The sequence below is a fragment of the candidate division WOR-3 bacterium genome, from assembly GCA_039801245.1.
In the GTDB taxonomy this organism is placed as follows: Bacteria; Hydrothermota; Tepidihabitantia; order Tepidihabitantales; family Tepidihabitantaceae; genus JAOABP01.
In genome coordinates, this window is the sequence record JBDRUF010000007.1 from 1 (window position 1) to 11,603 (window position 11,603).

Genomic DNA, 11,603 nt, shown 5'->3' on the forward strand with positions numbered 1-11,603 from the left:
TTTAGGGTTAAGTTACGAAATTGCGATATTTAGCCAGAGTTCAGTTTTTGCCGGGGGATAATCACCGGGGTAAATTTGTGCTTTTGTTGCAGTTGGCTTTTTTCTTCGGTATGATTTACTAATGGATTCAGAGAAGGATTTGTTTGCCCTGATGCAGGAGGCGGTTTTGAACCTCAAACCAAAGGAGGTTGTGGTTTTGTGTGAGGAGGCGATAAAAAGGGGGGTTCCGGCAGATGAGGCGCTGGAAAAGGGGCTGGCAAAGGGGATGCGATTGGTGGGTGAGAGGTTTGCCGCCAAGGTCTATTTTGTGCCCGAGGTGCTCTTGGCTGCCAAGGCGATGTATGCCGGGTTTGATGTTTTAAAGGAGCATTTACCCAAGAAGGCAAAAAGGCGGGGCAGGGTGGCTTTGGGTGTTGTGCAGGGTGATATCCATGACATCGGCAAGAATATTGTTAAGGTGATGGCAGAGGCAGAGGGTTTTGAGGTGATTGATCTGGGCAGGAATGTGCCGATAGAGCAGTTTGTGAATGCGGTGAAGGATGGGGTTCAGGTCCTGGGGATGTCGGCTCTGATGACAACAACGATGGGCAATATGGCAAGGGTGATTGAGGCGTTGAAAAGGGCAGGGCTGCGGGAAAGGGTGAAGATAGCGGTTGGTGGTGCGCCGGTTAACAGGGTGTTTGCCGAGCGGATTGGCGCCGATGGTTATGCGCCTGATGCCGCCAGCGCGGTGGGTGAAATCAGGCGGCTTATCGGATAGGTGCGGTTCGCAAAGAAGAGGGTGAGGCAGGTTTTGGGTCCGGATGCGGAGAGGGTTCTGCCACCGGTTGTATTTCCGATAGTTGTTGCCAATTATGCTGCGCGGGTTGCGGGTGAAAAACTCTCGCGGGCTATCACCGATGCCGAGGTTTTGAGTCAGGTTCTTTATCACTCCTATCAAAGATTTGGCTATGACCTGATAATGGTATTTAGTGATGTTTTGGTTGAGGCAGAGGCGATGGGCTGCAAGGTTTCAATTGGGGATGATGAGCCACCGGTTCTGGAAGGAGCGGCAGGGGAAAGGGCGCGGGTTTCCGACCCGAAAAGGGATGGCAGAATGCCGGTAGTTCTTGAGGCAGCAAGGCGGCTGGTAAGGCTGGCAGGGGATGAGGTTTTTATACTCGTTTCGCTCAAAGGACCTTTTTCCCTTGCCAGTTTTCTCTGCGGACCGGAGAGGTTTCTGGAATATCTGGTAGAAGAGCCAGAGAGGGCAGAGTTTTTTCTGAGATTGGCGACCGAGAATCAGAAAAGGTATGCAGGGGAGATTGTCAGGATAGGTGGGATACCTTTTATCGGCGACCCGATGGCATCAGGGAGCATCATCAGCCAAAACCATTTCTGCCGTTTTGCCCTCCCGTATTTAAAGGAACTGGTCAGGGAGATTCACCGTTTTGGTGTCTGGACCGGTCTGCACATCTGCGGTGATACGCAAAAGACCATTAAGATGATGAAGGAGACCCAGGCGGAGATTTTGAGTGTTGACGAGATGGATATGGCATTTGTGCGCAGGGAGGTGGGCGCGGACACGGTGATAATGGGCAATGTCTCAACGCAGTTATTGGAGACGGGGAGGGCGGAGGAGGTGCGCAGGGCTGGAGAAGATTGCCTGAAAAAGGGTCTGCCCAAACTCATCCTTGCCAGCGCCTGTGATGTCCCGGTTGATGCACCGGTTGATAATGTCAAGGCGCTGGTGAATGCGGCAAGGGAGTGGAATGGAACTTAAAGAACGGCTGAGAACCAGGTTTTGCAACGGAAGGTGTGAGAAATGTGGAAGGTGTCTGGTGCCGGATATTGGAGGGCAGAGGGATAAGAAGGACCGAGGACAGATGACCGATGACCGAGGAAGAGGTAAGAATGTTTTTTTGGTTGCCGATATTGGCACAACCACAATTGCGCTTAATGGGGTTGATAGAGAAAAAGGGATGGTTGTTCACAGGGCAACAATATTTAATCCCCAAATCAGGTTCGGTGCAGATGTGATTACCCGCATCAGCCAGGAAAGGCGGGTTAGACGGGTTAGGATTACCGATGTCCTGAAGAGGTTTATTCACCTGAACCGGATTGATCCACGAAAGTTTGTGACCGTAGTTGGTAATACGGTGATGATGCACTTTGTCTTTGGCAAAAGCCCTAAGGGTCTTGGTGTTTACCCTTATCTCTCCAAATTGCCTTTGAAAAAGGTGATTACCGCAAGGAGGGATGGGTTGAGTTTGCGTACCCTGCCGCTCTTGGGCTCGTTTTTGGGTAGTGATTGCACCGGTGCCATTCTTGCCGCCGGTGTTCACAAGTCAAGGGGGTTAACACTTTTGATTGATGCGGGCACAAACGGTGAGGTGGTTTTGGGCAATAAGAATCGCATCATTGCCTGTTCAACTGCTGCCGGTCCGGCTTTTGAGGGTGCAACCCTCTCCTGCGGTGCGCTTGCGCTGCCAGGCGCGATAACCTCGTGCCGGTTTTCTCAGGGGAAATGGCACCTGAGCACGATAGGTGGGTTAGAGCCTACAGGAATATGTGGCTCAGGGGTCTTGGATGCGATTGCCGAAGGGCTGAAGGCGGGTTTGATTACGAAATCGGGCAGGCTTAAGAACGGGGAGCGGCTTGTGCTTTATGAACAGGGCTCAAAATCGGTCTATCTGACCCAGTCTGATATCAGGGAGGTGCAGCTTGCCAAGGCGGCAATCGCTGCTGGAATCAAGGTCCTTCTTCAGGAGTGGGAGAGTATAAGACAAGAGACACCAGGGTCTTTGCGGGTTTTTATAACCGGCAGATTTGGACACGGGATAAATCCCCAATCCGCATTCAGAATCGGACTCTTGCCCAAGATGGTAAAATCGCTTTATCAGCATCCAGACCTGGCATTAACAGGGGCAAAGAGAGCCGCTCTGCAACCGGAACTGCTTCTTTCGACACAACAGATTGCCGCTATTACCGAGGAGATACTTTTGTCCACCAATACGGTTTTTCAGGATCTGTTTATCAAATCAATGGAGTTTTCACCTTGGCATTAATTACAAGAGAAGAGGTTGAGGTTTTGCGTGCTGAGCGTATTGAGGAGTTAAAGAGGCTTAAAGGTGAGGGGAAAAAGGTGGTTGGCTATTTTTGCCAGTATGTGCCGGTGGAGTTGATTTTTGCTGCGGGTGCAATTCCGGTGAGGCTGGCGCGGGGCGATTATTTTTCATCGGTGCGGGGCGAGCGTTTTTTGCGTCCTGATGCCTGTCCGTTCTGCAAGTCCTGTCTTGGTAAATTTGAGACCGACCCGCTTTACCGGCTGACCGATGCCCTGGTCTTTGTCAACACCTGCGATATGATGCGCCGTTTACCCGAGGCGGTCAGCGCCAATATAAAAATCCCCATCTTCCAGCTTTATCTTCCCAGAACCGCCGAACCGTTCCCGAATCGGGTTCAAGGGTTTGAGCGCCAAATTATGCTGCTAAAAGCGTGGCTGACAGGTTTAACCGGCGCAGAGGTAAAGGAGGAGCGGGTTTTAACAGCAATTACACAATACAACTCACTCCGCCAGGCTATAAGCCAAATTGACGAGGGGCGAGCCCTTGTTCCGCCCCGAGTCAAGGGAAGTGAGATTTTTGGCCTTGCCCTTCTCGCCTGGCTCCTTGAGCCGCAAAAGGCAAGCAGGGTGCTACTCCGCCATTCTTCAACTCCAACCTCAACATCTAACTACTCTGCACCTCGGGTTCTCCTCGCTGGCAGCATTCTTACCGAAGAGGAGCGAGATTTGATTGAACTGATTGAGGAAGGGGCTGATATTGTCGCTGATGTTGTGTGCACCGGTGCGCGCTTCTTTGCCGGTAGCGTTGAACTGCAGGGCAACCCTTTTACCAGCCTCGCCCATTTTTACTTTAACCGCATCCCCTGCGCCTATCGCCGTCCCAACGATTTGCTTTATGATAAGCTAAAACAGTTGATTCTTGAGCGAGCGGTTCAAGGTATAATTTACAAAACACTTCTTTACTGCGACCCCTGGCGCTTTGAGGCAAAGTTTTTAAGGCAGAACCTCGGACTACCGGTATTAGAGATTGACGGTGACTACTCCCAAACGAACCGCGAGCAGTTGCGCACCCGGATTGAGGCGTTTGTAGAGATGCTAAAATGACCGCTGATTACGGCTATCAAGACCCAAGACCGGCGCGCATCACCTTTGACGAGTGGGACGACCTGTTTCAGAGGATTCCTGATGAACTCATAGAAAAATTTCACTACTTCCCTCCCAACAACGAGCCCTGGTCAAAATACCTCTTTCCACCCCAGACCTTTGCCATTTACGGCGCGCGGCACCTGCGCCGGCTCAAGTTTGACAACTCCCTTGCCGCCTTGCGCCTCTGGGGCTTTATCAACAACGAATCGGAACGCCTCTTCCGTGCCCGGCAAATGGGCAAAAAGGTGATTGCGGTGATGGGTGACTTAGGACCGCTCGCGGTCATCGTCAACTCATTTCCTGATTGTGTTGCCTTTTATCCGGACTGCTGGTGGTGGACACCCTTTGCGATGGAGAGCAAGGTTCTCTTAGATGCGGCTGCCCAACTTGGCATCGGTGAGGCAACCTGTTTTTCCCGGGCAGCCTTAGGCGCATTTGCCAAACACAGTTATTTCCCTGACCCGGATTTGATTATTTGCGCTACCGGTGCCTCCTGCGATGACTACTCAGGGGTTGAGAGCCTGGTGGCGAAAATGTTCGGCAAGGTAATATGGGTGGAAACACCACTGCGAATTTGTGGTGAAACAGCACAATTGACCCAATTACTGACCGAGGAATACCGGCGGGTCATTACGGCACTTGAACAACTAACCGGTACAAAAATGACCGAAACCCTACTTCTTAATGGAATTGAGCGGTCAAACCGTGTTCGCCAGCTTACCCACCGGCTCCGCTCACTCGCCTATGAGAATTGCACATTGCCTGCTTTAGAGACGATGATGATTGAATTTGGCTGTCTTCATTACTACTCAGACATAACCGAATGGACCGCAATTCTTGAACACCTGCTTGCAACTGCAGAATACCGTCTGAAAGGCAATTTACCCATCTTGAAACCCGATTCCCTCCGCCTCGCCTGGCTTACACCACCGGCAGACCCGCTTCTTCTCCCCTATGTTGAGGAACTCGGGGCGCGGGTGGTGGCAACCGAATATGTGATAAATCAGGCATTGACCATAATTGACACAGACGCAGATGACCCACTTGGAGCAATTGCCCGGTCTATGCTTGCCGGTTCGTTAAACGGGACTTCAAGAGAACGGGCAGATTTGTTGATAGCGCAGGCAGAAATGAGAAAAGCCGAAGGTGTAATTGTTTCCGCAATCTTGGGTGGCTCCCACTGTGCCTTAGAGTCAAAACTGATTGCCACTCACATCAAACAGCGGCTTAAAATACCCCTTCTTGAGTTTGACGTTGCCCCACCTAAAGGGGAGATTGACCGCCAAACTATAACGAGGATAGAGGCTTTTATGGAACTTGTGCGGAGTAAAAGATGCCAGAAATCCTGACACCAAGGGAGAGGTTCGGGCTTTTGGTTATTGATGAGGTTCAGGACCGGGTCCCGGTCTTTCCATTACTCACATCCTACGCTGCAGTTCACTCTGGTGTGCCTTTGCGGTCTTATTACACTGATGGCGAGACCATGGCAAAGTGTCAATTACAAGCACGGGAGTTTTATCAAACCGACTTTATCTCCATCTTCTCTGAGGTGGGGATAATCGCCGAAGGGTTAGGTTCGGAGTATTTCTATCCTGAAGATGACCTGCCGGTTCTTTCTCGACCGAAATGGCTCAGCCTGGACGATGCGGTAAAACAGCTCCTACACTCCGCAGGCAACTACGAAAGCGTTGCGGGAAGATTGACGGTTTACCTTGATGCGATTCATTACGCCTATGAGGCGATAGGTGACCGGGTGCCAATTCTTGCCTATATTCCGGCACCATTTACTACTGCCCAGCAACTCATTGACCCTGAGGAATTTCTCTTGGGTCTCATTGAGTGTCCAGACCTAATAAACTTACTCCTGACATATGCGCTTAATGCGGTCCTTTCATTTTCGCGAAAGGTAATAAGGCAGGGCGCACTGCCAATCCTTGTTGACCCTCTGGCTTCAGGTAGTGTTTTGGGCCCAACTCAGTATCAAGAGTTTGCACTGCCGTTTGAGAAGGCGGTAATTGATTTCTGGCATCGGTATGACCTTGATGTAATTCTGCATATCTGCGGTGATACTTCAGAAATTATCAACCTGATGCCGGAAACTGGTGCCGATTTAATCAGTGTGGATAAAATTGAACTTGAAAAGGCGGTGAGAGTCGCGGGTGGGCGTGTGCGGATTGTCGGCAATTTTGATACTTCAGACTTGTTGTTGGGGACATCAAATGAGGTTGCGGAACTGGTACAAAAAATGCTTATATTAGGTAAGACCTGTCCGCGTGGCTATGTGGCGGCAACAGGGTGCGAGGTTCCGTTAGGAACCCCGAGGGAGAATGTCTTAACTTTTGTGCAGACCGCAAAGCGGGTGGGCATTTATGATTTTCCCAAGGGGTTAAAAACAGGAGGTTATTATGCTCATCGCAGGGATTGATGTCGGTTCAGTTAATACCAAAGTGGTTTTATATGATGCGGATGCCGGGGAGATAAGGGCTTTTTTGGTTACACGCACCGGGATGAATCCAAAGAAGCAGGGAGAAAAGGCATTCAATCAATGTCTCCGAGATGCGGGGATAGAAATGACCGAAGTCAAGGAGGTTGTTGCCACTGGTTATGCCCGACATGCCCTTAATTTTACTACTAAGGTTGTCACCGAGATAACTGCTACTGCGTGGGGTGTTAGATATTGGCATCCTTCGTGTCGTACCGTGATTGATATCGGGGGTCAGGATTCCAAGGTATTGACATTAAATGAAGAAGGAGGGGTGGATGGGTTTCAGATGAACGACCGGTGTGCAGCGGGCACGGGTAGTTTTCTGGAGTTTATTGCCCGCTCCCTCGAGATACCAATTGAAGAGTTTGGTCGCCTAAGTCTAAGTTCGCAAAGGCCGGTTTTACTTTCAAGCCTGTGTGTGGTGATGGCAGAGTCAGAGATTCTTTCCTTGGTTGCTGCGGATACGCCAAGAGAGGATATTATTGCTGGCCTGCATCAGGCACTGGCAGCAAGGGTGGTGAATATGGCCGCGCGCCTGGAGATTAAACCGGAGGTGGTGTTTGCTGGGGGCACAGCCTTAAACGAGGGGATGATGGTTGCTCTTGAAAGGACGCTTGGCCTGCCGGTGGCAGTGGCAAAGATGCCGATGCTGGTTGCGGCATTAGGGGCGGCGCTTCTTGGGTCAGCGGAGGATAATCACCCTTAGCGGTTGCTTTTCGGTGTAGAGAAAATAGACTCCATCGGCAATGGGCGGGGTTGCTTTTCTGCCCGCTACATCAAAGAAGGATGAGGATGAGGTGAAGGTAAAGGTTGGGGTTGAGAAGCGGGTCAGCGGGAAATGGCTTGGTTGAATTTTGTCCCAGAACTCCTGATAGGTTCTGAGCACAAGGGTGCAGATTTCACTTGACAGTCGGGCAGCGCTCATCGAATCTGGACCGGACTCCGCCCAGAGGCTTTCGTGGTAGGTGACAATATTGAAAATCATTGACTCCACCGGGGCAATATGCTCCAGCCAGCTGGCGAGACGGAAGGTGTTTATCGCATTAGGAAATTCAGGGAGTGGATAGAGATAATCCCTTAACCTCTGTGCCTCGTCGCATATGGGGGCGGTGATGTCTCCGTCAAGCTCATTGGGAAGCCTTCCTCCTTTAACCCACAAAGGAACAGGCAGGGTGGCTATGGGCGCACCTAAGAGGACCCAAATCATACTTGTGTTCGGGTTTTTCCCGGGTTGCGGACCGACCATTATTTCTACTGAGCGGGTCAGATTGCGACAGATGGTGGTCTCGGTGGGCAGATACCCATAAGGCAGCGGTTCAACCCGGCTTAAAAAAGGCAACGGATAAGGGTCAAACCCTACCTGCCCTAAATCGCGGCACAGATTCCTGACGATGAACTCAACCGAAAGAATTCTTTCCTTAACCGCCGGGATGCATAACTGCAATGCCCGTTCAAATCGATTTTTGCCCAAAAGGCGAGTCGGACCCCCAGACATTGAGAAGTTTGCGCGTAAGAGAAAGCCCAATGATTCCTCATCGGCGTCATAGCGGGTATAGAAGGTGTGGCTGGCTTCAAAGATAGCGGCCTTGCCAGAGTTATCAAACACGCCAAAGTTTGCCGGGGTTTCCCTTCCCACCAGATTGAGCGAGTCCAGGAGCCGCTCAAAATCCTCCACACTGGCGCAGCTACCCAAAGCGAGGCGCATAATTGTGCCATCATCCGCACCTCCTCGGTCCTCCCCACCGCCCCCGAGATTATAAGAGTTGGAGTTCATTATCGCAAACCCAGCCTCATTAATTCCTGCCCACACATCAAGCGTTTCACCGGCATAGACATTGGCGATGAAGCGAAACCGCTCTCCAGAAAAGAACCTCATCTCCTGATTAGGATTGGAAACATCGCGATTCTTCCACAGGATGGGGCGGTTTTCCCTTGTTGCCAATGGGCTGAAGGCACCGATAGTGCAGCCGATGATGTAAAGGTTAAGGCAAAGGTATAGGTTTATGATTGTGAACCTCCACCTGTTCTTTTCTTGATTTCTTCAATTAGGGCAACACTCAGTTCGGACTCAGAACAGGTGCGCACCGCTATTCCCTTAGCAAAGACAACCCCCTTACCCCTGCCGCCGGCAATGCCGAAGTCAGCCTCCCTGGCCTCTCCTGGTCCGTTAACAACGCAGCCCATTACCGCAATTTTCAGCGGTGTAGTTATTCCTTTCAACCCCTTTTTTACCTCCTGGGTAAGTCGGTTAATATCAACCATAGTTCTACCGCAACCAGGGCAGGAATAGACAAGCGGTCCGGTTATTCGTAGTCCTAACGCTGCCAAGAGTTCGTAACCAGCGATGACCTCAAGAACCGGGTCACCGGTAAGAGAGATTCTTATCGTATCGCCAATTCCCGCAAATAGAAGTGGGGAAAGTGCTGCCGCTGAGCGGATGGCACCTTCAAATGGTGGACCGGCTTCGGTTAGACCGAGATGGAGTGGATAAGGGTAACGGGTTGCCAATTCTTTATTTGCGGCAATCAGTTCGTTAAAGCTGGTAGTCTTAACAGAAAGGATAAGTCGCTGGAAGTTAAGTTTCTCAAAAGGGATTAGCGCCTGTTCTATTGCTCTAAGGAGGGCGGGGACACCTGAACCGATTCCCTTCGGTAATGAACCTGAGTTGACGCCTATGCGGATTGCTACATTCCGGTCTTGAGCGGCACGGATGATTTCCCCAACCTTCCAGTGAGCACCTATATTCCCAGGGTTTATCCTAACTTTATCCACCCCCGCCTCGATGCTCATCAGGGCAAGTTTATAATTGAAATGGATGTCGGCGACAAGGGGAATAGATGTCTTTTTTCTGATTGCGGATAATGCCCAGGCACTCTTTTCGTCAGGCACGGCAAGGCGCACCAGTTCACAACCTGCCCTTTGAAGGCGTCTGATTTGGCGCACGGTTCTTGGGATATCATCGGTTCGGGTTTTTGTCATTGACTGGACCCGCACCGGGGCACCGCCACCAATGATTATCCCTCCAACCGTTACCGGAATGCTTTTGCGCCGCTTTTTAGGTTCTAACACGTTTTATATCAGCGCCCAAGAGATTAAGTTTCTCCTCAAGCCTTTCGTAGCCGCGGTCAAGGTGGTAGATGCGCAGGATTTCGCTTTTTCCCCGGGCAGCAAGTGCGGCAAGGACGAGCGCGGCTGAGGCACGCAGGTCTGATGCCATCACCTGCGCCCCTTCAAGTCTTTCCACCCCGTGAATCACCGCCATATTACCAATGATATCAATGGATGCGCCCATACGGTTGAGTTCCAGGGCGTGGAGGAAGCGGGATTCAAAGATATTTTCGGTTACAGTTGAGGTGCCAATTCCGAGGCTTAAAAGCGCGGTGAACTGCGCCTGCATGTCGGTGGGAAAACCAGGATAGGGCGCGGTGGAAATTTTCGTTGCCTTGGGGCGGGCTTTCATCTCTACGAAGATGCTTTTTTCACCTGCCTCCACCTGAGCGCCAATCTCGCGCAGTTTGGCAATGACTGCGGTCAGGTGCTTAGGCTCGCAGCCCGTTATTTCAACTTTTCCCTGGGTGATCGCAGCGGCAACAGCAAATGTCCCTGCTTCAATCCGGTCAGGTATGGGTGTGTGACTGGTGCCCGAGAGTCGTTTAACGCCTTCAATTTTAATTTGCGGTGTGCCCGCACCGGTTATCTTTGCGCCCATCCCATTAAGGAATTGAGCAACGTCATCCACCTCGGGCTCGCAGGCAGCGCCTTCAATTACGGTTGTCCCTCGGGCAAGGGTTGCCGCCATCATTGTATTGATAGTGGCACCAACACTTGGACCTTTGTGCCCGGCAAGTATCATTGTGCTTCCATGCAAACTCCTTGCCCGCGCCCGGATATACCCCTTTTCAATTCTGATACGGGCACCAAGTCCAGCAACTCCTTTGAGATGAAGGTCAACCGGCCTTGGCCCGATGGCGCAGCCACCGGGCAGAGACACGCGGCACTCCCCCATCCGTGCAAGGAGCGGTCCTAAGACATAATAGCTCGCCCGCATCTTGCGGACGATGTCATAAGGAGCTTCGGCTTTGAGTTTTCCCGCGGCAGTGATTTTCACCTGGCGGTTTTTCATTTCTACCTTAACGCCGATTGCCCTCAAGAGTTTGAGCATAGTATTTACATCCTCAAGGAGAGGGACATCGTGGATTGTGCAGGTCTCTTCGGTCAAAAGGCAACAGGCGAGCAGCGGCAGAACCGCATTCTTTGCCCTGGCAACAGCAATACTGCCCTTGAGCGGTTTTGAGCCCCGGATAACAAAACGGTCCACAAATTATTTTTCACCAATTGAGACAAAAGTCAAGCGGATGTAGAATTCACATTTGCCACGCCTGTTTACTATTGAAAGGGTAGGTCCCCTCCACCACCCCGGCTGTTGTGTTGGTAAACGAGCAGAAGAATGGTTTCGAAGGAAAAGGGGCGAAGATGGAAATCTGTGTTGGGTTTGGATGGTAGTGGCGAGAATCTGGTTAGGTGATTTTGTCAGGAGGGATTACCGATATGGGCTGTAAGAAGGAAAAGATGTAATTTTTAGTTTCTCAAAGATTCTTGACAGAGGGAATCTTTGAGTTTATCTTGATTTATGGACGAAAAAGGTGATAAGGCAAGTTTTGTTGCCCTTGTTTTTGGCAGGGTGCAAGGGGTGTTTTTCCGGATGTTCGTTTTAAGGGAGGCGCGGGCGTTAGGGCTTACTGGCAGGGTACGCAATCTCCCTGACGGTTCGGTTGAGGTCAACGCCGAAGGTGAAAGGGGAAAACTGGAGAAACTCATTGAGCGCCTCCATCAGGGTCCACCAGGAGCGCTGGTACAGAATGTTTCGGTAACCTGGAGCGATTATCTGCATGAGTATGACGATTTCCAGATAGATTACCGGTGATT

11 protein-coding genes are annotated in these 11,603 nt (G+C 51.1%); 8 read left to right on the forward strand and 3 right to left on the reverse strand.

Annotated features, from left to right (window positions below; genetic code table 11):
* Window positions 1-121: 121 nt before the first annotated feature.
* The 7 genes from ABIK47_01795 to ABIK47_01825 are packed head-to-tail and all read left to right on the forward strand — an operon-like array spanning window position 122 to window position 7,383.
* Complete coding sequence (locus ABIK47_01795; protein MEO0019358.1) at window positions 122-760, forward strand: corrinoid protein; 639 nt, start codon at window positions 122-124, stop codon at window positions 758-760.
* Window positions 761-1,762, forward strand: coding sequence for a uroporphyrinogen decarboxylase family protein (locus tag ABIK47_01800; protein ID MEO0019359.1), 1,002 nt, complete (start codon window positions 761-763; stop codon window positions 1,760-1,762).
* A 58-nt stretch (window positions 1,763-1,820) separates the two neighbouring features.
* Complete coding sequence (locus tag ABIK47_01805; GenBank protein ID MEO0019360.1) at window positions 1,821-3,047, forward strand: ASKHA domain-containing protein; 1,227 nt, start codon at window positions 1,821-1,823, stop codon at window positions 3,045-3,047.
* Entirely contained in the window at window positions 3,038-4,150 is a 1,113-nt protein-coding gene (locus ABIK47_01810) for a 2-hydroxyacyl-CoA dehydratase family protein (GenBank protein ID MEO0019361.1), read from the forward strand. Before ABIK47_01805 ends, ABIK47_01810 begins: the two co-directional genes overlap by 10 nt.
* Window positions 4,147-5,541 (forward strand): 2-hydroxyacyl-CoA dehydratase family protein, encoded by a 1,395-nt coding sequence (locus ABIK47_01815; GenBank protein MEO0019362.1) that lies wholly within the window; start codon window positions 4,147-4,149, stop codon window positions 5,539-5,541. The genes ABIK47_01810 and ABIK47_01815 overlap by 4 nt, the downstream gene beginning before the upstream one ends.
* Complete coding sequence (locus ABIK47_01820; protein ID MEO0019363.1) at window positions 5,526-6,617, forward strand: uroporphyrinogen decarboxylase family protein; 1,092 nt, start codon at window positions 5,526-5,528, stop codon at window positions 6,615-6,617. The genes ABIK47_01815 and ABIK47_01820 overlap by 16 nt, the downstream gene beginning before the upstream one ends.
* Window positions 6,598-7,383, forward strand: a complete 786-nt coding sequence (locus ABIK47_01825) for an acyl-CoA dehydratase activase (GenBank protein MEO0019364.1) — start codon at window positions 6,598-6,600, stop codon at window positions 7,381-7,383. The genes ABIK47_01820 and ABIK47_01825 overlap by 20 nt, the downstream gene beginning before the upstream one ends.
* Here the strand turns inward: ABIK47_01825 and ABIK47_01830 are convergent.
* The 3 genes from ABIK47_01830 to murA are packed head-to-tail and all read right to left on the reverse strand — an operon-like array spanning window position 7,360 to window position 10,995.
* Window positions 7,360-8,619, reverse strand: a complete 1,260-nt coding sequence (locus ABIK47_01830; protein MEO0019365.1) for a carcinine hydrolase/isopenicillin-N N-acyltransferase family protein — start codon at window positions 8,617-8,619, stop codon at window positions 7,360-7,362. The two genes, ABIK47_01825 and ABIK47_01830, sit on opposite strands and share 24 nt — an antisense overlap.
* 59 nt (window positions 8,620-8,678) lie before the next feature.
* Window positions 8,679-9,746: a flavodoxin-dependent (E)-4-hydroxy-3-methylbut-2-enyl-diphosphate synthase gene (gene ispG / locus ABIK47_01835; protein MEO0019366.1), complete on the reverse strand. Its 1,068-nt coding sequence runs from the start codon at window positions 9,744-9,746 to the stop codon at window positions 8,679-8,681.
* Window positions 9,733-10,995 carry a UDP-N-acetylglucosamine 1-carboxyvinyltransferase gene (gene murA, locus ABIK47_01840; GenBank protein ID MEO0019367.1) on the reverse strand — a complete coding sequence of 421 codons (1,263 nt, stop codon included), beginning with the start codon at window positions 10,993-10,995 and terminating at the stop codon, window positions 9,733-9,735. The genes ispG and murA overlap by 14 nt, the downstream gene beginning before the upstream one ends.
* Before the next feature lie 312 nt (window positions 10,996-11,307).
* On the opposite strand from murA, the gene ABIK47_01845 reads away from it, so the two are divergent.
* Complete coding sequence (locus ABIK47_01845; GenBank protein MEO0019368.1) at window positions 11,308-11,601, forward strand: acylphosphatase; 294 nt, start codon at window positions 11,308-11,310, stop codon at window positions 11,599-11,601.
* Window positions 11,602-11,603 lie beyond the last annotated feature (2 nt).

What these genes read in the sequence shown, in the direction of transcription:
- ABIK47_01825 (MEO0019364.1), top strand. Translation starts at nt 6,598, where the DNA reads ATGCTCATCGCAGGGATTGATGTCGGTTCAGTTAATACCAAAGTGGTT.
- ABIK47_01820 (MEO0019363.1), top strand. Translation starts at nt 5,526, where the DNA reads ATGCCAGAAATCCTGACACCAAGGGAGAGGTTCGGGCTTTTGGTTATT.
- ABIK47_01795 (MEO0019358.1), top strand. Translation starts at nt 122, where the DNA reads ATGGATTCAGAGAAGGATTTGTTTGCCCTGATGCAGGAGGCGGTTTTG.
- ABIK47_01815 (MEO0019362.1), top strand. Translation starts at nt 4,147, where the DNA reads ATGACCGCTGATTACGGCTATCAAGACCCAAGACCGGCGCGCATCACC.
- ABIK47_01845 (MEO0019368.1), top strand. Translation starts at nt 11,308, where the DNA reads ATGGACGAAAAAGGTGATAAGGCAAGTTTTGTTGCCCTTGTTTTTGGC.